The organism is Synechococcus sp. CBW1006, assembly GCF_015840525.1.
Classification (GTDB): domain Bacteria; phylum Cyanobacteriota; class Cyanobacteriia; order PCC-6307; family Cyanobiaceae; genus CBW1002.
Genome location: NZ_CP060396.1, coordinates 2,528,740 through 2,550,234 on the forward strand (window position 1 = coordinate 2,528,740; position 21,495 = coordinate 2,550,234).

Here is a 21,495-nt window from a genome sequence, read left to right on the forward strand (position 1 = left end):
GGGCCAACGCCCTGACCGTGGTGCTGTCACCTCAGGAGCAGAGCTCCCGGGATGCGGCGTTGGAAACTCCAGAGGAAGTCCAGGCGATCCTTGGCCTCACCGCAGCTGGCTGGGGCCGCCGGCGGATCGCCAAGGAACTGGGCTGCTCACCTGAAACCGTCCGCAAGTACCGGCGGCAGGGAGGCTGGGAGGCCTACGGCAAACCTCGGCGGATCGGCGTTCTCGATGGTCAGTGCGACTGGCTCAGGGAACGGTTCCTTGCCCACAACGGCAATGCCGATGTGGTGCGCCAGGAGTTGGCTAGCGAGAAGGGCATCGCCGTATCACTGCGCACCGTGGAGCGGGCGGTGGGGCAGTGGCGGCAGGAGCTGCGGGCTGCAGCACTGGCGACGGTCCGGTTTGAGACGCCGCCGGGCAAGCAGTTGCAGGCGGATTTCGGTGAGACCTATGCCCGCATCGCTGGTGAACGGCTCAAGGTGCACCTGTGCGTGCTGACCCTGGGCTACTCGCGGCGGCTGGTGGTGCGCGCCTATCGGCACGAGCGCCAGGTCAACTGGCTGTTGGCGATGGAGGAGGCCTTCCGCCACTGGCAGGGGGTGCCGGCCGAGGTGTTGTTCGACAACGCCCGTGCCCTGGTCAAGGAGCACGATCCGGCTCGCCAGGTGCTGGTGTTCAACGAACGGCTCGATGCCTTTGCCCGCTACTGGGGATTCCTTCCCAAAGCCTGCCGGCCCTACCGGGCCCGTACCAAGGGAAAGGACGAGCGCGGTGTCGGCTATGTCAAGACGAATGCGGTGGCCGGCCGGGAATTCGCCAGTTGGGAGGCGCTGGAAGCGCACCTGGAGCGCTGGAGCCGGGAGGTGGCCGATGTTCGCATCCACGGAACGACCGGTGAACAGCCGGTGGTGCGTTTCCAGCGGGAGGAAGCCGCTGCCCTGCAGCCGTTGCCCCATAAACCGTCGTTCCTGGCGGAGCGGGAGCTGGTGCGGGTGGTCCACAACGACGCCTGCGTCGAGGTGGAGGGCAACTGGTACAGCGTCCCCTGGAAGCTGCTCAAGCAGCGGGTGAGTGTTCTGCTGCGGGATCAGCAGGTGCTGATCCGCCATGGCGGCCGTGTCGTCGCCCGACATGAGCGCGTGGCGGCCAATCGGCGTCATCGCTCCGTGCTGCGGGGGCACTGGGATGGCCTGGTGCCAGCGCCGCAGCAGGACTTGGCCGAACGGTCACTGCCCTCAGCTGATGGCGCCAGCTGCGTTGGGTCCGCCTCCACCACGTCCCCGCCCTGTGGGGGCGGAACGCGGCGGCGGACCGGCGTGATGCGCAGCTCAGAACTGGCCCGCTCCCTGGCGGTCTATGCCGCCGAGGTGGGCGAGGAGGTGGCGGCATGAGTCCTGCCAAAACCGGGCAACCGGATCGTCGCCTGCAGCCGATGGCCACGATGCCGCCTGTCCCCATCGAGGATCTCGACGACATGCTCAGCCGCCTGCGACTGACCGCTATTCGAGATCAGCTCGACAACCTGCTTGAGGAAGTGGCCCGCAAGGAGCTGAACCTGCGCGAGGCGTTGACCTGGCTGTGTGCGGCGGAGATCGCCCGCAAGGACCAGCGGCGAATCGCGATGGCGATGAGCATCGCCAAGTTCCCGTTCGTGCGGACCCTGGAAGGGTTCGAGTACGAGGCCCAGCCTTCCCTGGATCCTGGCCAGATCCGGGAACTTGCCACCTGCCGCTGGGTGGCCAACGGCGACACCCTGCTGCTGCTCGGTCCGCCTGGAGTAGGCAAGACCCACCTGGCCGTCGCTCTGGGCCGAGAGGCGGTGAGCAAGGGCTACACCGTGCAGTACGTCTCGGCGATGGAGCTGATCTCCACCCTGGCCCGGGCCCATAACCAGACGGCGCTGGAGAGCCGGCTGAGCCAGTACGGCAAGAGCAAGCTGCTGATCATTGACGAGCTGGGCTATCTGCCGCTGGAGCCCGATGCAGCACACCTGTTCTTCCAACTGATTTCCCGCCGCTATGAGCGCGGCAGCGTCCTGATCACCTCCAACCGCCCTGTTATGGAGTGGGGCGAGGTGTTCGGCGATCAGGTCGTCGCCACCGCGATCCTCGATCGGCTGTTGCACCACAGCCATGTGCTGACCGTGCGGGGCGACAGCTACCGCCTGCGTGAGAAACGCCGCTCCGGTCTGCTCAGGAGCAGCAGTGCGGTGAGCACCATCCCAGCCACCGGGGAGGAAGGGAGCCCATGAGCATCCCGTTCCTCCCGATCCACCCCCATCCACATCACCAACGACTGATGAGCAAGACCTACCGGCGCCGGCTACGGCGTCAACAAGCCGGGGTTCGAGCCCCACAGGGTGGGCCAGATTTCGTGTCGCCGGAGGACCAATTCCGGATGTCGCTTGACAACTTGCTGTAGTGGTACGTGCACTTCGAACCCAGGGGCAAGCGCAAAGTGCACTGGATCTCCGGGCAGCTCAGATTACTATTATCCAGATCCAACCAATACTTCAGATGTAACCTTTTTCGAAGAGAGTTGTGCGAATACCAATGCACGTAGTCTTGTGACACCTCTGAAAACTGAGATAGATAATACTCCTGCTGTCTCAGGTGTCGTGCGCACATCGGCAATTGATGATTCAGCCGCTCATCGCATTAGTGTGACTTACTCAGCGGGTGGCAGCAGCCGGGTGTTTAAGGTGTCTCCAGCAGTGGCTGCATGGTGCCCTTGAAATGAAAGCTGATCAAGATTCCAATCTGAATGCATTTACGCTGGTCGAGCTCATGATCACAGTAGTGATCATTGGCATTGTTTCAGGAATTACAATCTCAATCATTGGAAATGAGTTAAGACGTGAGAAAGTGAACACGGTAGTCCAAGAGTTTGTTGGTTGGCTTGAGGCTATTCGTGGTGCTTCGCTTGCGCGAACAAGCACAATCACTACTTCTGGCGGATGTCAAGTTACGATTAGTTCGCCATCTGCAAATCAAGGGTCTGGCAGCACTGTGGCCACTGTTTCTCCGGCAGAATGCTCGCCAAGTCCAAATTTTATTCTGACTGATGTTGCAGCAGGATCCAGTACTTTTTCTTGGGCAACAGCAAATCAGACAATAACATTCACTCCACGCGGTTCCATTGCAGAAACGTCAGATATAACTTTCAAGATTGTCCAGTCAGGAACCGCTCCTCTGCGCTGTGTGAGAGTGAGTGCGGGATTGGGGCTAATACGCATCGGCAGAAATGACTCAGCCACGCAAACTTCTGCATCTTGCACTGATTACATAAAGTTTTAGCATCATGAAGCCTCTCGTTTGTTTAAATTGGAATAGGTTGGCGAGTCGCAATGAATTTTCAATCGTTGGCCGCAAAAGCTTTTGTTTGCCTGGTTTTACGCTTGTCGAATTATTGGTAACAATCGCGGCTGGTGCATTCCTTATGGCCGGCGCAGCCAGCTTAATCACAAGTCAAATCAGAAGCAACATTGTATCGGAATTGGCTCAAAGAGTGAGAGATGACGCAAATCGATTAAATTTCCTTCTTCAAACAGAAGCCGGCGAAGCTATAAGCATTACACGAAGCGGAAGTATTCCAAACAATTGTGGCGAATCGGGCACTACTGCATTTCAATTTGGCTTGAATGTTCCGCCGCTCACTGGTGATTCGGATGATGCAGTCGCTGATGCTAAAGCCATAACCTTCTACAATAAAACAGTGTATCCGTTCAGGGGGCGTGACAGCTCGCGGCGAACATCGGCCCTGCTGAACCCTTGACGACAGCTTGATTTCCGGTTGCATCTCAGGTAGAGACCCGCCTGTGATGACCGCACATCCGGCTGGAATTCCAGAAGCCGACTGGCTGGAAACTCCCGCCAGCGTCAGAGCGCTGATCAACGCCCAGCAGCAGGAGATCGAGCTGTTGCGCGGCCAACTCACCTCCTTGGCCACCGAGTTGGCAAACCTGCGTGAGCGGATCGGACGCAGCTCTCGCAACTCATCCAAACCTCCCTCCAGTGATGGTCTGGGTTTTAAGCCGCCAGAACGGCGCAAGGGCAGTGGCCGCAAGCGGGGCGGCCAGCAGGGCCATCCCGGATCCGGACCAGAGCTGCTGTCGATCGAGCGGGTGGATCAGGTGGTGGATCACCACCCTGATGCCTGCCGCCGCTGTGGCACCTTGCTCCAGGGAGAGGATCTCGATCCCCTGCGCCATCAGGTGATCGAGATCCCGCCGATTACCCCGCTGGTGATCGAGCACCGGCTGCATCGCCTGGTCTGCCCCTGCTGTTCCACCAGCACCTGCGCCTCGTTGCCGGCGGATGTGGAGGCCAGTCACTACGGCCCAAGGCTCAGTGCACTGGTGGGCCTGCTGGGCAGTGCCTTTCCGTTGAGTTTCAGCAAGACCCAGGCCCTGCTCCAGCAGCTGGTAGGAGTGGAGATGAGCCGCGGCGCGATTGCACGGGTCCGCCAGCGCTTGAGTGCAGCACTGGAGCAGCCCATGCAGGAGGCCCTTGCTTTTGCCCGCGTGCAGCCGGTGGCCTACGTAGATGAAACTGGCGCCCCCACCGGCAATGCCGACGGCAACAATCCCACTGGAAAGCGGGGCTGGCAGTGGGTCATGGTCACCGCCGTGGTGACGGTATTTGTGCAAGGGCTGAGTCGATCGACGACCGCTGCCATCGAGCTGCTGGGGAACGCCTTTGGCGGGATTGTGGTGAGCGATCGCTTCTCGGCCTACAACCACCTGCCCACCAAGCAGCGCCAGCTGTGCTGGGCGCACCTGATCCGCGACCTGACGGCCATCGCCGAACGCCCGGGCGCCAGCGCTGAATTCGGAGCCCAGCTGCTGGGCCTGCAGCAGCAGCTGTTTGGCCACTGGCACCGCTACAAGGAGGGAAAGATTGACTGGCCCGCCTTGCAGCAAAGCTGCCGGCCGATCCGCCAGACCTTTGAGACCACGCTGCAGCGGGTAGTAGAGCTCGGCTACCAGCGCGGCGAGCGAACGCCTTGGGCCAGCACAGTGCGCACGTGCCAGCAGCTCCAGAAGGTGACAGGTGGGTTGTGGACCTTCCTGGAGAACGAGGGAATAGAGCCCACCAACAACGCCGCAGAACGTGCCCTGCGCCAATCGGTGATTCAGCGCAAGATCAGTCAAGGAGTCCAATCCCGCCAAGGTGCGATCTGCCGGAGCCGCCTGCTCACGGTCACCACTACCCTCAGGCAACAGGGGCGGGATGTCTGGGAGTTCCTGGAGCAGGCCTGGATCGCCCATCACCGCGATGGGGTGATGCCGTCACTGCTGAGCGATCCCTGAAGGCAGAAGAAAGGACAAGGAAGAGTCTCTGATCGCTCAGCGGTGAGCGATCAGGCTTGCATTCGTGCGGTGGGGCGTCCCGACCCCTGAACGCATACCAGGCAACAGGGGCGGGATGTCTGGGAGTTCCTGGAGCAGGCCTGGATCGCCCATCACCGCGATGGGGTGATGCCGTCACTGCTGAGCGATCCCTGAAGGCAGAAGAAAGGACAAGGAAGAGTCTCTGATCGCTCAGCGGTGAGCGATCAGGCTTGCATTCGTGCGGTGGGGCGTCCCGACCCCTGAACGCATACAAAACAGTTTCAGGTGTTACTAGCATCTGGAGATGTGGTCCACCGATTCAGAGGAATGGATCGCTGGATTTTGATTCTGCATCTCCTGTAAAAAGCCTTTTAGTTGAGAATGCGAGTTTAACAGTTGTCAATACCTGTGGGACAACTGTTGTCGGTACTACGGATACAAGAATGGTTGCTTACCAACCAATTTTGAGTGATACACCATCCAGCTATCAGCCCCCTTGCAATATTCTTCGAGCAAGAGCTCTTTTCATTACGGACTAAGGCTGACATCTGCTCTGTCACAGCTCCTCCCCCCGCTGCATCCTCTCCATCAGAAATCACCCGGGTCGCAGCGGCTGAATAGCCGAATCGCATCAGGCTCCAGCGGCAAACCACCGCGGTAGCGCTCGGGGATCAGCCGCTCCAACGTGCCCCTGGCCGCTTCAAACTTCTGTTTTGCCTGCTCGTAGGCCGCACTCCCGGGGGGCTGTTGGCTCGAAATACTGATCCAGAGGCTTTGGCGCTTCTGCCGCTCCCGCTCGGCAGCTTGCACCTCCTCCTGATGGAGTCGGCAGTGGATCAGGCGGTCCTGGGAGGGGGCGGTCTGGGACGCCGACGCACTGCTGGATGGCCGTGCTGCTTCGTTCACAGACTGCTGCAGTTTCCGCCGGGCCGCGAGCCGCCGATCAATCGACGCCATACACACCCGCATCGCCTCCACCCGCCCCTGCGGGGCATAGTTCGCCTGTACCTCTTCAATGCAGGCGCGGCGTCCGGCTTCAGAAGCTTCCGGAAACCGTGGCTTGGGTTGGACACACCCCACAGTGAATCCCGCTGCCATCAGAAGGAGTACTGCAAGAGTTCTCAGCTCAGAAAACAATGGCAATTCAATAGCAAATGCCAGACGTGGCATCGCAGTTGCGGGCGGTGGTGCGGGCTTCACTGCTGGCCGAATAACTGACTCCGCTACCATCAGATCGGCTGCTCATCGTGAGTGTATACGTCATGTTGGTGGCGTTCACAATTGAGACCTCTAACGTTGCACGCTCCACCAGCATGGCATTCACCACCGTATTGAAAGTCAAGGAGCCATCATCCGCGATATCTGGACCGCAACGCCAAAGATTCCCGTTATTATTGTAGTAATAAATTCCACCCGTGCCACCCGCTGGATTGGGTACCGTAATCGCCAGATAGGGGCTAGCTACAGAGGCGCAGGCCCCCGTGCCACTCGCGAGGCTGACGCTCAGCCCTTCGCGCACCTCCGTATCCACAAAATAGTTCACACGCCCCCAGTGATCACGCAGCCGTTGAATCGCCTCCTGGCTGGAGTTGGAGCGGATATCACCTGTAAGGATTCGAGCGGCGGCGGCCAGGATCACTGCCCCAATCGCAGACGCAATCAGAAGCTCCACCAAGGTGAGGCCGGCAGCGGACGCCGGAAGCCTGCAACGACGCTGGGAGGAACGCTCCATCAGAAGGATCCGGGGTAAAGACAAGTGCCATTCACGGCAGTATCGTTGTAGCCGATTCGCACCACCCCCAAAGGCGACGTGAGCTGCACGCAGCGCATCGGCAACCCACCATTCAGTGCGATCCTGATTTCCAGATCATTCTCGGTTCCATTGGATAAACCCCTCGCCGTGCCCCGTGGCGTAAAGGTGAAGGTGGCCGGATCCGAGCTGATCGCAAACACGTCATTGCCGGCATTGGAGAGAATCCGCAGCGGTTGTTGGCTCATGCAGGTGTTCGGCACCGTCACAGCGGCATTGGTCACTGGCGCCGCCGATGCAATCACCGCACCAGCAGCGGCCGCGCTGGCAGTCTGGATGGTGACACGACAGCCCGTACCCTTCAGCGCCGAGCGCCGCACCGCCTCCAGCCAGCCGTTCAATTCCATCGCCACCGCATTCACCCTGCTTCGCTGCCACTCCCTCACGCCGAGCACATTCACCGCCACAGCGGAAAGAATGCCGATCACCGCGACCGTGATCAGCAGCTCCGCGAGGGTGAAACCGCCTGTGCGGCGTCGACAGCCCCTGCCCCACGCCCTGGGTTGCCGCCGGGTCAGATGCGTGGACACCAGGACACCGTGGCAGGACTGAGGGTCATCTGGCGCATCACCTCGTTGGAGGCAAGATTGGTATAAGTCACCGTATACCGGTGCGCGCCGCCCTGGGTCGCTGAATCCACGGCGATGGTGCGCTGCAGGCCGGTGGGAACCGGCAGATCGGTTTCGATCAAGGCCTTGAGCTCCGTAACCAGGTCGAGATTGTTGAGATATCGGCATCGGTCCTGCACAGCTTCCAGTGCGGTTTCAGCCGTATCGGCGATTCCGTCATTATTGGTGTCGGGCTGTGTGCTGCTTGGTGCGGCGTCGGGAAAGAAGTCGTCCTTCGTCATCGGTGGTGCCGAGGAGTTGTCTTTCTCATGGATTTCGCAGGTGCCACTGCGGCAGGTGAAGCGATCGTTGTAGCGCTGGATTAAAGCGAGATCGGCGTCAATCGCGCCCTCCTGCTCATAGCGCTGACCAGTGCGAAAGCTATTCATACTGCTGGTGACAGAGATGGTTACTGCGCCAACCAGAGTGATCAGCAGAATCACACTGGAAATCAGAAGCTCAATCAGGTTGAAGCCCGCCTCACCAGAGCGGTGGCCCGAACGGCATGTCGCCGTTAACAGATAGGCTCGATGCAACTGGGAAGCCATTCAAAAGAACTGAAGCGACTTGGTTGCGCGGGTCACAAAGTCCATCATCGGAAATTCCTGTGTGGGGGCCGTGCCACCCATGCCCATCAGATCGAGAACCTGGGAGATTCCAGAACCAGGGATGGTGAAGGTGATATTTCCATTGGCGCCGAGCTGATCGATCCACATCACCCCCTCAAAGCCTCCATTGCCCCCAATCGTGATATCACCATTGGGGAAATAGGCAAACAACTTTAATGCCGCTGCGCTACCATTTCCGATCTCTACAATCTGGTGAGGGCTGCAAGTGCGGCTGGCGGAAGGCTGGCAGCCAAACAGGGTGAAGTCTGTAATGGAGGATGGAACACTGCCGGAGTTGTTGGTGTTGATATGGATAAACGCCCCATTGTTGCGCATGTCAATTGTCTCGGTGCTGCCGCTCTGGCTATTGGGAAAGTAGATTCTTAGGGGGCCTCCACGGGTATCAAAGGTGATTGTTCGGTTATTGGCGCCGAAGTCAAGCGTATTGATCGAGCAAGTGGTGACGGGCGGTGTAGCAGCATCGCGCATGCAGACGCTTTGAAAATTTGCGGGCCAACTGGATAGTGCCACCCCTGTATCCAGTAACAGGTTGCCGCCACTGGCGGGGAGGCCATTGTCATCAAGGTCTAGATTGCAGGTGGATGTGTTCTGATCTAAACACGTCGTAATCGGGGGTGCTGGAATGCTTGGCATCGATGCATCCACAATTTTTACGCTCGTGCCCAGATTCTGGTTTACATTCACGCTGCAGGTGCTGGAGGCAATGCAATACACGAACGGAATCAGATTCCCCTCACCTGTGAGGATGCTCGCAGCAGAACCTAAAATCGTGATCTCTCCAGTCTCGTTTTCCGCCGCACCTCCCACGATGCCGATGCCGATGGTGGGGCAGGGGCGGGTGTCACTGCCAAAGGCAGCGCCAAAGCCCCCCAGAGATCCCCAGCAGCATTTCGGCACGACTTCGAAGGTGCGGCGCAGGGTTGTGGTGGCAATCAGGGTGTTATTGCGATAAGCCATCCCTCTCACCGTGATCGTGATCTCTCCAGCACGGCCGGGGAACTCCGGTCCGCCAAACCCATCGGGGTCGTATCCGGTGGTGACCTTGAAGCTCTCGGTACCGTTGGCGTCCGAATCATTCCGCGTGGTGGGCATACCTGGCTCCATCTGGCTCGACGCGGCTGGCTGGGTCACGCTCACCAGCTGAAAGCGCCGCTCTGTATCGATGATCTGCTGTGCCTTGAGATCGGCACTGGCAGGAAAGGCGCCACTGAGCAGCGGCAAGTCGGTGGTACAAAACGATCCGGCTACCCCTTCGTTGGTTGAACTCTCGATGTAGGTGCGGTTCTGGGTGTTCAGCACCGAGGCATTCACCAGCAGCCTGCGGTTTCGCTCCCGGTTGAGCTCGCTCACGATCCGCGTCATCCCGATCTCGGCCGCCTCCCTGGCTTCGCGGCTCTGGGCCTGCCAGGCGGCACCCATCCAGCCGAAGCTGATGCGGCCCATGGTCGCCACACCGGTCAGCAGCACCCCGAGGGAGAGCAGGAAGACAATCACAAGCGAGAAGCCCTGTTCGGAGGTGGGCGACCCTGGTTGCTGCCGGTTCATGGAACTCACCCGACCCCTTCCGCCTCTTCACCCTAGATCCGCTGCTGCACGCGCACCACGACTGGCTGGCTAGTCAACGCCAGCACAAAGCTTCTCAGGCAAGTTTACTCCAGAAGCTGGTTGATGCGATCAGTTGATGCGATCAAGATTCATCACTTTGTCCCAGGCTGCAATGAAATCCGCCACGAACTTCTCGCCGCCATCGTTCTGCGCATAGACCTCCGCGATCGCCCGCAGCTGGGAGTTGGAGCCGAAGACCAGATCCACCCGGGTGCCGGTCCAGCGCAGAGCACCGCTGTGGCGGTCGCGGCCTTCGAAGGTTTGGGCATCACCGGCCTTGGCGGTTTCGGCGATGGGCGTCCAGACCGTGCCCATGTCGAGCAGGTTCACGAAGAAGTCGTTGCTGAGGGTGCCGAGCCGCTGGGTGAACACGCCGTGGGGTGAGCCGCCAGTGTTGGCCCCCAGCACCCGCAGGCCACCCACCAGCACCGTGAGCTCCGGTGCGCTGAGGGTGAGCAACTGGGCCCGGTCGATCAGCAGCTCTTCGGCCCGCATCGCGAAGGCGCGCTTCTGGTAGTTGCGGAAGCCGTCGGCCTGGGGCTCCAGGGGCTCGAAGGAGGCGGCATCGGTCTGCTCCTGGGAGGCATCGGCCCGGCCCGGCCTGAAGGGCACCGACACCGCATGGCCGCCGGCCCGGGCAGCCTGCTCCACGGCGGCGCAACCCGCGAGCACGATCAGATCTGCCAGGGAGACACGGGTGCCAGGGGCTGGCGTTGCGCTCTGGGCTGCGGTCTGCCTGGCGTTGAACTGCTGCTGGATGCCTTCGAGCACCGCCAGCACCTTGGCCAGCTGCTCGGGCTGGTTCACCTCCCAGTTGTTCTGGGGGGCCAGGCGGATCCGGGCACCGTTGGCACCTCCGCGCTTGTCGGAGCCGCGGTAGGTGGAGGCCGAGGCCCAGGCGGTGGCCACCAGTTCCGGCACCGACAGCCCCGAAGCCAGCACCTGATCCTTCAGGTCGGCGATGGCGGCAGCATCGATCAGGGGATGTTCTATGGGTGGAATCGGGTCCTGCCAGATCAGGTCTTCGGCGGGAACTTCGGGGCCGAGGTAGAGCGCCTTGGGCCCCATGTCGCGGTGGGTGAGCTTGAACCAGGCGCGGCCGAAGGCGGCGGCGAAGGCCTGCTGATCCTGGTGAAAGCGTCGGGCGATCGGCTCGTAGATCGGATCGAAGCGGAGCGACAGATCGGCGGTGGTCATCATCGGCCGGTGCCGCTTGCTGGGGTCGTGGGCGTCGGGGATCAGGTGCTCCTCGCGCACGTCTTTGGCCCGCCACTGCCAGGCGCCGGCAGGGCTTTTCTCCAGCTCCCACTCGTAGCCGAACAGCATCTCGAAATAGCCCCGGTCCCAGGTGGTGGGGTTGGGTTTCCAGGCGCCCTCGATGCCGCTGGTGGTGGCATCGGCGCCCTTGCCGCTGCGGAAGTGGTTCTTCCAGCCCAGTCCCTGCTCCTCAAGGCTGGCCCCTTCTGGGGCGGGCCCCATCAGCTCCGGGCTGCCGGCGCCGTGGGCCTTGCCGAAGGTGTGGCCGCCGGCCACCAGGGCCACGGTTTCCTCGTCGTTCATCGCCATGCGGGCGAAGGTTTCGCGCACATCCCGGCCGGAGCCCACCGGATCGGGCTCGCCATTGGGGCCTTCGGGGTTCACATAGATCAACCCCATCTGCACGGCAGCCAGGGGGTTCTCCAGCTCGTGCTCGCCGCTGTAGCGCTCATCGCCCAGCCAGGTGGTTTCGCGGCCCCAGTAGATGTCGTCTTCCGGTTGCCAGATATCGACGCGGCCGCCGCCGAAGCCGAAGGTGGGGAAGCCCATCGATTCCAGGGCACAGTTGCCCGTGAGGATGATCAGATCGGCCCAGGAGATGCTGTTTCCGTATTTCTGTTTGATCGGCCAGAGCAGACGGCGGGCCTTGTCGAGGTTGCCGTTATCGGGCCAGCTGTTGATCGGCGCGAAGCGCTGGTTGCCGGTGCCGGCGCCACCGCGGCCGTCGGCGGTGCGGTAGGTGCCGGCGCTGTGCCAGGCCATGCGAATGAACAGACCGCCGTAGTGTCCCCAGTCGGCCGGCCACCAGTCTTGCGAGTCGGTCATCAGGGCATGCAGATCGCGCTTGAGGGCGGCGAAATCCAGCTGGCGGAAGGCCTCGGGGTAGTTGAACGTCTCCCCCAGCGGGTTGGAGGCCGGGCTGTGCTGATGCAGGATCCCCAGGTTGAGCTGGTGCGGCCACCAGGCCTGATTCGCGGACCCTCCGGCTGCGGCGGTGGTCGCAGCACGCCCTGCAAACGGGCACTGGCCAAGCTCAGTCATCGCGGTGCGGCAGCGGGAGGGAGTCGTCCACGGGGTGGAGTCGTTCCCCTCGACCGTATGCACACCTGCCAGGAGGGTCAGGCGCCCATCACATTCCGTAGTGGCGCGGGATCGAGTCGTGGCTCTGGATCGAGCCTGACCACGACATTGCCCCGCTTGCGTCCGGTGTCGACGTAACGATGCGCCGCCACCATCTGCTCGAACGGATAGCAGCGATCAATCACCGGCCGGTAGGCCCCCGCTTCCGCCAGATCTGCCAGGGTTGCCACGTCTTCAGGACGCACAGTGGCGGGCCCGGCGATCACCTGCCTGCCCGAGATCAGCGATTGCCAGCCGCTCAGCAGCATGGCGGGCAGATCCGCCACCAGCAGCAGCAGACGCCCGCCAGGCTTGAGCGAGCGCCGGCAACGCTTGAACGGAGCCGTGCCGACGGTGTCCATGATCACGTCGTAGCGGTTGCCGTTCTGGGTGAAGTCTTGCTGGGTGTAGTCGATCACGTGCGTGGCACCGACCGAGCGCACCAGATCCAGATTGGCGGTGCTGCACACCCCCGTCACCTCGGCGCCAATGTGCCTGGCCAGCTGCACGGCTGCGGTGCCAACCGAGCCGGACGCACCATTGATCAGCACCCGCTCTCCCGGCTGCAGCTTCGCCCGGCGAAGGAAATCCAACGCCGTGGTGCCGCCGAAGCAGAGGGCAGCGGCCTCCTCGAAAGAGAGGGTGCTGGGTTTCGCTGCCACGGCACCATCCTCCGGTAAGCAGCGGTACTCCGCATGGCAGCCCATGGCGGTATCGCTGAAGCCAACCACGGGGTCGTCAACTTTGAAGAGGCTCACCTCCCCGCCCACGGCTTCCACGACCCCAGCAAGTTCCGTGCCCAGGATCGGTTGTCGGGGACGCCGGATGCCTGCCACCAAGCGGATGATCAGGCCAAAGCCCGCAGGTACCTCAAGGCTGCGCATCCTCCAGTCGCCTGAGCTCACGGTTGTGGCATGGATCCGGATCAGGATTTCATTGGGCTTGGGGGTGGGTTTGTCGACGTCCTGGAGGTGGAGCTGGCGTCCCAAGGCTTGGTGTAAATCCCCCGGCACCCCCACCCCGGCGTAGCCGGGGTGGGCCGCGCACCTCAGGTGGCTGGCCCAGCGGCTGGCGTTGCAAGGGGTGGGCAGGCCCGTTTCCCTGGTTCGAGAACCACCTCAACCAGACGAACCATGCCCAAGACTTACTGTGCCGCACCCGACCTCGCGCCGCTACTGGATGGCAGCACTGCCGGTGAGTTGATCCCCGAGCTGGCCCGTTACGGCCTGCAGCAGCTGATCGAGCTGGAGGTCGCTGCCGTGCTGGGTGCCGACCGCCACGAGCGCACCGAGGAGCGGCTCGGCTATCGCAACGGTTACCGGCCCCGCAGTCTGACCACCCAGGTAGGCGACATCGACCTGCTGATCCCCAAACTGCGGGCTGGCAGCTTCCTGCCCTCGATCCTCGAGCCCCGTCGCCGGGTGGAGCAGGCCCTCTACGGCGTGATCATGGAGGCCTACATCTGTGGGGTCTCCACCCGCAAGGTGGATGCCCTGGTCGCCGCCCTGGGATCCCAGAGCGGTATCTCCAAATCCCAGGTCAGTCGCATCTGCCAGGACATCGACGAGCAGGTTCAGGCGTTTCTGAACCGGCCCCTGCAGGAGTCCGGCTACGCCTACGTCTACCTGGATGCCACCTACCTCCACGGCCGGCTGGGCAAGGCCCTGCAGGTCTGCTCAAGGGCCGTCGTCGTCGCCATGGGGGTCAACGCCGATGGTCGCCGTGAGCTGCTGGGCCTCAAGGTGGGCGACAGCGAGAGCGAGGGCTTCTGGAGTGAGTTCCTCGCCTCGCTCAAAGAGCGCGGCCTGACTGGCGTCAAGCTGGTGATCTCCGACGCCCACGTGGGCCTCACCAAGGCCATCAGGCGCCAGCTGCAGGGCTGTGTGTGGCAGCGCTGCCGCGTCCACTTCGCCCGCAACCTTCTCCAGCGCGTCCCCAAAGCCCACCAGGGCATGGTCACCGCCGCCCTGCGCTCGGTGTTCGCTCAGGAGGATGCCGGAGAGATCCTCAGCCGCTGGGATGACCTGGCCGCCTCGCTGGCGGAGCGCTTCCCCAAGGCCACCGAGCTCATGAACGAGGCCAGAGAGGACGTGCTGGCCTTCCGTCACTTCCCGCAGCCTCACTGGAAGAAGGTCTGGAGCACCAACCTGCTGGAGCGGGTCAACGAGGAGATCAAGCGCCGCACCCGCGTCGTCGGCATCTTCCCCAACGACGCGTCGATCACCCGCCTGGTGGGCGCGGTGCTGCTGGAGCAGCACGAGCATTGGCAGCTGGAAGGCCGCCGCATGTTCTCCGCCGAAAGCATGGCTGCCATCCCGGAGCTGGAGGATCTGCCGGCCCTGCTCAGCGCCGCCGCCGCAGAGGTGCAAGACGCAGGCCCCAGGTGATTGAGGTGGCAGCGCCCCCACAGGGCGCAGCGGCCTCGATCGCCGCCCGGGGGCCGGCGCTGTAACCCCTGGGCTGCATAGAAGACTCCTGCCGCTCACAACACAGCCGCGATCAGACGAGAGACTTGACAAGTCAATCGTCTCGTTTCATCGTGGAAGAACGAGGTGCATCTGCACCTCAGGAATGACAGCCCGTCATTCCACCCTGTTCACCCTCTGAGTCAGGGCATTCGGGCCTCGGGTTTTACACCACGCAAAGGGACGCGGCCGAGGTGGAGGACTTCGGGTGGGCCGTAGTGGGTGTAGGTGAAGGCTTTCATGGTCTGGATGGGAAGAGTTGGTGTGTTGATACTTTTCCGATTGCGCTGGGGCGGCGATAGAGCCAGTGATGCTGGCTGTATGCCTGGGGTGGGGCGGAGAGCTTTGTAAGATGAACAGTGAAGGGTTGCAAAGCTACGGGAACCCGGGAGAAGAAGCTGCTTATCAAGCGACTGTCTGATTTGAATACGTGGGAACGATTGCAGCCGCTGCTGGACCATGTAGGGCCTCCTGAGACAGTGAAAACCGGCCCCATGCCAACAAAGTGGAGCAGCCAGTCTGATCTCTGAGTGATCTTCAGGCTGCAGACGGTTGCTTGCTCAGGAGCCGCTCCTCGGCTTCTCCATTGGCTTCATTGCCGGTCACTGTCACCAGTTGTAATAAGAAGGTAAAAAGGATGGTATCCATTCAGGAGTTGGGACGGCCGCGCCGTGAATTCACCCCTGGGTGACAGAACACGGAGGGATCGTATCCAGGCGCAATGATTTGCCCTGCACTGCTCGCGATGCCGGGAGAAGGGATGGCATCACACCACCGTGGTGGTGAGCAACCCAGGCCTGCTCCAGAAAATCCCAGAGCTGTCGTCCCCAAGCGTGGTGTCATTCCCCCGGCACGCCCACCCCGGCATAGCTGGGGTGCCCGGGTGGGCAGGCCCGTTTCCCTGGTTCGAGAACCACCTCAACCAGACGAACCATGTCGAGTCACCCCGGGGAACTTCCCCCCGAGGTGCTCACAGAACCGTACGTGACACTCTCGCGTCATACGGCTCCCATCATCCACATGCCACTTCACTGACTCGACGCCAGTGCGCGAACAGATCACGATGTCCAGACCTGATCCTGGCAAGTACTCGCCAGCTTTGGAGCCGACGACCCCGCAGCCTTTTGTACTTCTGCCGTAACCAGGCTGCAATTCTGTCATCCAGGTAGCGATACAACTTCCTGATCAGTTCTATCCTATAGAAACGACCGTAGTACTGAATCCAGCCACGAATCACTGGATTCAGCACTTTAGCGATCTCCTCAAGCGACAGATACACGAGCGATGGAAGCCCTATCGACCTAATCCTGTACCCGTTCAGGAGTCGGGACAGCTCGCAACGAACATCGGGCTTGCTGAACCCTTGACGGTGGCTTGATTCCTGGTTGCATCTCAGTAAGAGACTCCTTGCGATGACCACCCCACCGGCCGGGATTTCAGAAGCCGATTGGGCCGCCACCCCGGTGGGAGTGAAGGCTGGATTTCTTGAGCTGGTCAGTCAGTGCCAGAGGCAGCAACAGGAGATCGAGCAGCTCCGCATCCAGCTCACCGCCCTGGCGACCGAACTGGCCCATCTGCGCGAGCGGATCGGCCGCAGCTCCCGCAATTCTTCCAAGCCTCCCTCCAGTGATGGCCAGGGGTTTAGGCCGCCCGAACGACGCAAGGGCAGTGGCCGCAAGCGCGGCGGCCAGCCGGGCCATCCCGGATCTGGGCCGGAGCTGCTGCCGATCGAGCGGGTGGATGAGGTGGTCGAGCACCACCCCCAGGCCTGCCGCCGCTGCGGCACGTTGCTACAGGGTCAGGATCCCGAGCCCTTGAGGCACCAGGTGATCGAGATTCCACCGATCACGCCTCTGGTGATCGAGCACCGGCTGCACCGCCTGGTCTGCCCCTGCTGTTCCACCAGCACCTGTGCCTCGTTACCGGCGGAGGTGGAAGTAAGCCATTACGGTCCCCGGCTCAGTGCTCTGGTGGGTCTGCTGGGTAGTGCCTTCCCGTTGAGTTTCAGCAAGACCCAGGCGCTGCTGGATCAGCTGCTGGGGGTACAGATCAGCCGGGGAGCGATGGCCACTATCCGCCAGCGCTTGAGTGCAGCACTGGAGCAGCCCATGCAGGAGGCCCTTGCGTTTGCCCGTCAGCAGTCGGTGGTCTATGTCGATGAAACCGGTGCCCCCACCGGTAATGCCGATGGGGGCAACCCCGATGGCCGGCGCGGCTGGGAGTGGGTCATGGTGACCGCCATGGGGGTGACAGTGTTCTTGCAGAGCCTGAGCCGCTCGGCTGCCGCCGCGATCGACCTGCTCGGGAATGCCTTTGGCGGAATTGTGGTGAGCGATCGCTTCTCCGCCTACAACCATCTCCCGCTGGAGCAGCGCCAGCTGTGCTGGGCGCACGTGATCCGCGATCTCACTGCCATCGCTGACCGTCAGGGCGCCAGCGGTGAGATTGGAGCGGAGCTGCTGGGCCTGCAGCAGCAGCTGTTTGCCCAGTGGCACCGCTACAAAGACGGAACGATCGACTGGTCCACGTTGCAGCAGGGCTGTCGGCCGATCCGCCAGGCGTTTGTGGGCACGCTGCAGCGGGTTGTGGAGCTGGGCTGCCAGCGCGGCGAGCGAACGCCGTGGGCCAAGACGGTGCGTACCTGCCATCAGTTGCTGCAAGTGAGCGATGGCCTCTGGACCTTCCTGGAGATTGAAGGGATCGAGCCCACCAACAACGCAGCCGAGCGTGCCCTGCGCCATTCGGTGATTCAGCGCAAGATCAGCCATGGCGTCCAATCCCGCCAGGGTGCGATCTGCCGCAGCAGGCTGCTCACGGTCACCACCAGCCTGCGGCAACAGGGCCGTGATATCTGGCAGTTCCTGGAGCAGGCCTTGATCGCCCATCATCGCGGCGGTGAGATGCCATCGCTGTTGCCGAATCCCTGAGCCGGCCGTCATCGATCGTGGTGTCTGTGGTTGCTCGTTGATCAGCGATCAAGGGTGGAATGCTGCGCTGCTGCGTAACGGCCCCTGAACGGATACCTAATCCTCTCCCGCATACGCTGGAGAGCCTGCGGACTCACTGCCGGCAAAAAGCCTGTGTAGATGACTCCGCGAGAATTGCGAGACACACGTGGCCGAAACGCGAAACCAAGAAACGTGAACGTGACATCAGCAAACGGTGCCCGGCGGTTGCTATCCCTGCAGTAGACCACCTGGGTCTTCTGGGGATGAAGCTGGAGGCCACAGGACGCAAAGCGATCCTGCAATGCCTCCAGCAACCGCCGAGCTTCCTTCTCGCTGTGGCAATGACAGATCACATCATCTGCATAGCGCTCAAAGGCAATGGCCGGGTGGCTCCGGCGCATCCACACATCAAACGCATAGTGCAGGAACAGATTGGCCAGCAGTGGACTGATGACACCACCTTGCGGTGTGCCCCGGTCCCTGGGATGGAGCGTGCCATCCGGCAACAGAACCGGTGCCTGCAGCCATCGTTGCAGGTAGAGCACCACCCAGCGCTCGGAGGTATGGGCCTTGATCGCGCGCATCAACAGGTCGTGATCGATAGCATCGAAAAACCCCTTGATGTCGAGATCGAGAACCCAGTTGGACCTCCAGCAGCGCTGACGGCAGACCTCTACTGCCTGATGCGCTGACTTGCCCGGTCTGTAGCCGTAGGAATCCTGATCAAAGATCAGCTCCAGCTCTGGCTCCAGCACCTGCTTGACCACCATCTGTGCGATGCGATCAGCAACCGTCGGGATACCCAGCGGCCTGACGCCTCCACCGGATTTGGGAATCTCCACACGCCGAACTGGTGGCGGAAGATAACTTCCTGATGCCATCCGATTCCAGAGTTTGTAGAGATTATTCTCCAGATCCTTGTTGAAGTCGTCCAGGCTTTGGCCATCCACACCGGCCGCCTGTCCGTTCCGTTTCACCTGTTGATAGGCCTTCCAGACCATCACCTTGGTAATCGGTAGCGGCTTGTCTGTTGTCATCCCATTCCTCCTGCCGTAGGCAGTTGATGGGAGACTCCAAACGGGATGATGCAACCCCTTGGCTCCGAGTCCGTTACAGACCCATCATCGCTACTACGGGTTGCTCCGCCCCTGCCACAGACATCGGTATTGACCCTCATGGTGGTGACCACTTGGGATGTTCCCTTGGCATTCCATGGCAGGTTCTCACGTTCCGCATCAGGGCCTGCGATGAGCTCGTGCCGTCTATACGCCGGCTGCCGTGTGGTCCATAGACAGGCTCTGTCCACACTGATCCAGGAGATTTGGGCCGCCTCCCGTTTTGGCAGCGTCTGAAATAGATATCGGCGCGTCATCAACGGTTCGCTTGCGCTCACCTTCTCGTCGCACACCTGACGGATCCAGTCCGCCGTTTCCCCGTCGCTCACCACCACGTCTTTTGAACGCAGCAGCACGGGGTGGTTTGGTACCAGCCCCTGCAGGCCGATCCCGGGAGGCCACACTCCCATCCCCGATGCAGTTTCATCAGCCTTGGCTTTCACCTGCTGACTCGTGACACACACCCAAGACTTACTGTGCCGCATACGACCCCCACAGCGCCGCTACTGGATGGCAGCACGGCCGGTGAGCTGATCCCCGAGCTGGCCCGGTACGGCCTGCAGCAGCTGATCGAGCTGGAGGTCGCTGCCGTGCTCGGTGCCGACCGACCGCCACGAGCGCACCGAGGAGCGACTCGGCTATCGCAACGGCCATCGGCCCCGCAGTCTGACCACCCAGGTGGGCGACATCGACCTGCTGATCCCCAAACTGCGGGCTGGCAGCTTCCCGCAGAGTGGTGGAGTGAATCCTCGAACGAGGGCCCGATAGCGCAGTAATAAGTTCACTCGCCGATACAAGATTCTGCTGTATGCCGCCATTGGCGGCTGTATTCATGCCTGCAGAACACTTGGAAACAGCTTATTTTTTGAGGCGCCATTAATTCCAATAGACCTTGGCCAGGAGGCCCAAGGCTTGGCAGCGTCAATATGGAAAAAGGGATGATGCAAACAGGCCCCGCTCGCCAAGCCCCCCATGACCAAGCGCCGAGGAACGCCCGATCAAAACTTGTAAGCATTCAGGGGTCGGGACAGCACGCGGCGAACATCGTCTCTGCTGAACCCTTGACGGCGTCCTGATTCCCGTTTGCATCTCAGGCAGAGACTGCTTGAGATGGGCGCCCCTCCTGCTGGCATTTCCGAGGTGGACTGGTTGTCGTGGCCAGCTGGTGCCAGGGAGTTCATCCTGGCTCAACAGGAGGAGATGGTGCAGCTCCGCGTCCAGCTCACCGCCCTGGCGACCGAACTGGCCCATCTGCGCGAGCGGATCGGCCGCAGCTCCCGCAATTCTTCCAAGCCTCCCTCCAGTGATGGCCAGGGGTTTAGGCCGCCCGAACGACGCAAGGGCAGTGGCCGCAAGCGCGGCGGCCAGCCGGGCCATCCCGGATCTGGGCCGGAGCTGCTGCCGATCGAGCGGGTGGATGAGGTGGTCGAGCACCACCCCCAGGCCTGCCGCCGCTGCGGCACGTTGCTACAGGGTCAGGATCCCGAGCCCTTGAGGCACCAGGTGATCGAGATTCCACCGATCACGCCTCTGGTGATCGAGCACCGGCTGCACCGCCTGGTCTGCCCCTGCTGTTCCACCAGCACCTGTGCCTCGTTACCGGCGGAGGTGGAAGTAAGCCATTACGGTCCCCGGCTCAGTGCTCTGGTGGGTCTGCTGGGTAGTGCCTTCCCGTTGAGTTTCAGCAAGACCCAGGCGCTGCTGGATCAGCTGCTGGGGGTACAGATCAGCCGGGGAGCGATGGCCACTATCCGCCAGCGCTTGAGTGCAGCACTGGAGCAGCCCATGCAGGAGGCCCTTGCGTTTGCCCGTCAGCAGTCGGTGGTCTACGTCGATGAAACCGGTGCCCCCACCGGTAATGCTGACGGTGGCAACCCCGATGGCCGGCGCGGCTGGGAGTGGGTCATGGTGACCGCCATGGGGGTGACAGTGTTCTTGCAGAGCCTGAGCCGCTCGGCTGCCGCCGCGATCGACCTGCTCGGGAATGCCTTTGGCGGAATTGTGGTGAGCGATCGCTTCTCCGCCTACAACCATCTCCCGCTGGAGCAGCGCCAGCTGTGCTGGGCGCACGTGATCCGCGATCTCACCGCCATCGCTGACCGTCAGGGCGCCAGCGGTGAGATTGGAGCGGAGCTGCTGGGCCTGCAGCAGCAGCTGTTTGCCCAGTGGCACCGCTACAAAGACGGAACGATCGACTGGTCCACGTTGCAGCAGGGCTGTCGGCCGATCCGCCAGGCGTTTGTGGGCACGCTGCAGCGGGTTGTGGAGCTGGGCTGCCAGCGCGGCGAGCGAACGCCGTGGGCCAAGACGGTGCGTACCTGCCATCAGTTGCTGCAAGTGAGCGATGGCCTCTGGACCTTCCTGGAGATTGAAGGGATCGAGCCCACCAACAACGCAGCCGAGCGTGCCCTGCGCCATTCGGTGATTCAGCGCAAGATCAGCCATGGCGTCCAATCCCGCCAGGGTGCAATCTGCCGCAGCAGGTTGCTCACGGTCACCACCAGCCTGCGGCAACAGGGCCGTGATATCTGGCAGTTCCTGGAGCAGGCCTTGATCGCCCATCATCGCGGCGGTGAGATGCCATCGCTGTTGCCGAATCCCTGAGCCGGC

At 62.0% G+C, this 21,495-nt stretch carries 17 protein-coding genes and 1 pseudogene; 9 read left to right on the forward strand and 9 right to left on the reverse strand.

Going from position 1 to position 21,495, the window contains the following annotated elements; genetic code table 11:
* The first annotated feature begins 17 nt into the window (after positions 1-17).
* The 5 genes from istA (at position 18) to H8F26_RS12280 (ending at position 5,308) form a co-directional block, all read left to right on the forward strand.
* Entirely contained in the window at positions 18-1,388 is a 1,371-nt protein-coding gene (gene istA / locus H8F26_RS12260; RefSeq protein ID WP_197154250.1) for an IS21 family transposase, read from the forward strand.
* Positions 1,385-2,248: an IS21-like element helper ATPase IstB gene (istB, locus tag H8F26_RS12265; protein ID WP_304623224.1), complete on the forward strand. Its 864-nt coding sequence runs from the start codon at positions 1,385-1,387 to the stop codon at positions 2,246-2,248. Before istA ends, istB begins: the two co-directional genes overlap by 4 nt.
* Before the next feature lie 484 nt (positions 2,249-2,732).
* Positions 2,733-3,293 carry a GspH/FimT family pseudopilin gene (locus H8F26_RS12270; RefSeq protein WP_197154252.1) on the forward strand — a complete coding sequence of 187 codons (561 nt, stop codon included), beginning with the start codon at positions 2,733-2,735 and terminating at the stop codon, positions 3,291-3,293.
* Between the two features lie 4 nt (positions 3,294-3,297).
* Positions 3,298-3,771, forward strand: coding sequence for a type II secretion system protein J (locus tag H8F26_RS12275; RefSeq protein WP_197154254.1), 474 nt, complete (start codon positions 3,298-3,300; stop codon positions 3,769-3,771).
* 46 nt (positions 3,772-3,817) lie between these two features.
* Positions 3,818-5,308: an IS66 family transposase gene (locus tag H8F26_RS12280; protein WP_197153750.1), complete on the forward strand. Its 1,491-nt coding sequence runs from the start codon at positions 3,818-3,820 to the stop codon at positions 5,306-5,308.
* A gap of 609 nt (positions 5,309-5,917) precedes the next feature.
* On the opposite strand, the gene H8F26_RS12285 is transcribed toward H8F26_RS12280, so the two are convergent.
* From H8F26_RS12285 to H8F26_RS12315, 7 genes are all read right to left on the reverse strand, one after another.
* Positions 5,918-6,286: a hypothetical protein gene (locus tag H8F26_RS12285; RefSeq protein WP_197154256.1), complete on the reverse strand. Its 369-nt coding sequence runs from the start codon at positions 6,284-6,286 to the stop codon at positions 5,918-5,920.
* 187 nt (positions 6,287-6,473) lie between these two features.
* Positions 6,474-7,061, reverse strand: coding sequence for a prepilin-type N-terminal cleavage/methylation domain-containing protein (locus H8F26_RS12290; protein WP_197169871.1), 588 nt, complete (start codon positions 7,059-7,061; stop codon positions 6,474-6,476).
* Complete coding sequence (locus tag H8F26_RS12295; protein WP_197154260.1) at positions 7,061-7,669, reverse strand: Tfp pilus assembly protein FimT/FimU; 609 nt, start codon at positions 7,667-7,669, stop codon at positions 7,061-7,063. Before H8F26_RS12295 ends, H8F26_RS12290 begins: the two co-directional genes overlap by 1 nt.
* Complete coding sequence (locus H8F26_RS12300) at positions 7,654-8,283, reverse strand: type II secretion system protein J (RefSeq protein WP_197154262.1); 630 nt, start codon at positions 8,281-8,283, stop codon at positions 7,654-7,656. Before H8F26_RS12300 ends, H8F26_RS12295 begins: the two co-directional genes overlap by 16 nt.
* Positions 8,284-8,295: 12 nt before the next feature.
* A complete protein-coding gene (locus H8F26_RS12305) occupies positions 8,296-9,921 on the reverse strand; it encodes a hypothetical protein (protein ID WP_197154264.1) in 1,626 nt (541 codons plus the stop codon).
* Positions 9,922-10,050: 129 nt separating this feature from the next.
* Positions 10,051-12,279, reverse strand: a complete 2,229-nt coding sequence (gene katG, locus H8F26_RS12310) for a catalase/peroxidase HPI (RefSeq protein ID WP_197154272.1) — start codon at positions 12,277-12,279, stop codon at positions 10,051-10,053.
* A 77-nt stretch (positions 12,280-12,356) separates the two neighbouring features.
* Entirely contained in the window at positions 12,357-13,346 is a 990-nt protein-coding gene (locus H8F26_RS12315) for an NAD(P)-dependent alcohol dehydrogenase (RefSeq protein WP_231605174.1), read from the reverse strand.
* Between the two features lie 144 nt (positions 13,347-13,490).
* Here H8F26_RS12315 and H8F26_RS12320 point away from each other — a divergent pair, with 144 nt between their 5' ends.
* Entirely contained in the window at positions 13,491-14,744 is a 1,254-nt protein-coding gene (locus tag H8F26_RS12320) for an IS256 family transposase (protein WP_197154276.1), read from the forward strand.
* A gap of 1,090 nt (positions 14,745-15,834) precedes the next feature.
* Here H8F26_RS12320 and H8F26_RS12325 read toward each other — a convergent pair.
* Positions 15,835-16,101 carry a group II intron maturase-specific domain-containing protein gene (locus H8F26_RS12325; RefSeq protein ID WP_197154278.1) on the reverse strand — a complete coding sequence of 89 codons (267 nt, stop codon included), beginning with the start codon at positions 16,099-16,101 and terminating at the stop codon, positions 15,835-15,837.
* 133 nt (positions 16,102-16,234) lie between these two features.
* On the opposite strand from H8F26_RS12325, the gene H8F26_RS12330 reads away from it, so the two are divergent.
* Positions 16,235-17,749: an IS66 family transposase gene (locus tag H8F26_RS12330; protein WP_197154287.1), complete on the forward strand. Its 1,515-nt coding sequence runs from the start codon at positions 16,235-16,237 to the stop codon at positions 17,747-17,749.
* Between the two features lie 41 nt (positions 17,750-17,790).
* Here the strand turns inward: H8F26_RS12330 and ltrA are convergent, their stop codons facing one another.
* A complete protein-coding gene (gene ltrA, locus H8F26_RS12335) occupies positions 17,791-18,807 on the reverse strand; it encodes a group II intron reverse transcriptase/maturase (protein WP_197154289.1) in 1,017 nt (338 codons plus the stop codon).
* Between the two features lie 687 nt (positions 18,808-19,494).
* On the opposite strand from ltrA, the pseudogene H8F26_RS19470 reads away from it, so the two are divergent.
* Together H8F26_RS19470 and H8F26_RS12345 are read left to right on the forward strand one after the other, a co-directional pair.
* Positions 19,495-19,638, forward strand: a pseudogene (locus H8F26_RS19470) (transposase); the annotation flags it as partial.
* Between the two features lie 357 nt (positions 19,639-19,995).
* Complete coding sequence (locus H8F26_RS12345) at positions 19,996-21,489, forward strand: IS66 family transposase (RefSeq protein WP_197154297.1); 1,494 nt, start codon at positions 19,996-19,998, stop codon at positions 21,487-21,489.
* Positions 21,490-21,495 lie beyond the last annotated feature (6 nt).

Bases quoted from the DNA above. Each gene is read 5' to 3' on its own strand.
- H8F26_RS12320 (WP_197154276.1), top strand. From the start codon at position 13,491: ATGCCCAAGACTTACTGTGCCGCACCCGACCTCGCGCCGCTACTGGAT.
- ltrA (WP_197154289.1), bottom strand. From the start codon at position 18,807: ATGACAACAGACAAGCCGCTACCGATTACCAAGGTGATGGTCTGGAAG.
- katG (WP_197154272.1), bottom strand. From the start codon at position 12,279: ATGACTGAGCTTGGCCAGTGCCCGTTTGCAGGGCGTGCTGCGACCACC.
- H8F26_RS12330 (WP_197154287.1), top strand. From the start codon at position 16,235: ATGACCACCCCACCGGCCGGGATTTCAGAAGCCGATTGGGCCGCCACC.
- istB (WP_304623224.1), top strand. From the start codon at position 1,385: ATGAGTCCTGCCAAAACCGGGCAACCGGATCGTCGCCTGCAGCCGATG.
- H8F26_RS12305 (WP_197154264.1), bottom strand. From the start codon at position 9,921: ATGAACCGGCAGCAACCAGGGTCGCCCACCTCCGAACAGGGCTTCTCG.
- H8F26_RS12270 (WP_197154252.1), top strand. From the start codon at position 2,733: ATGAAAGCTGATCAAGATTCCAATCTGAATGCATTTACGCTGGTCGAG.
- H8F26_RS12280 (WP_197153750.1), top strand. From the start codon at position 3,818: ATGACCGCACATCCGGCTGGAATTCCAGAAGCCGACTGGCTGGAAACT.
- H8F26_RS12290 (WP_197169871.1), bottom strand. From the start codon at position 7,061: ATGGAGCGTTCCTCCCAGCGTCGTTGCAGGCTTCCGGCGTCCGCTGCC.
- H8F26_RS12285 (WP_197154256.1), bottom strand. From the start codon at position 6,286: ATGGCGTCGATTGATCGGCGGCTCGCGGCCCGGCGGAAACTGCAGCAG.
- H8F26_RS12345 (WP_197154297.1), top strand. From the start codon at position 19,996: ATGGGCGCCCCTCCTGCTGGCATTTCCGAGGTGGACTGGTTGTCGTGG.
- H8F26_RS12275 (WP_197154254.1), top strand. From the start codon at position 3,298: ATGAAGCCTCTCGTTTGTTTAAATTGGAATAGGTTGGCGAGTCGCAAT.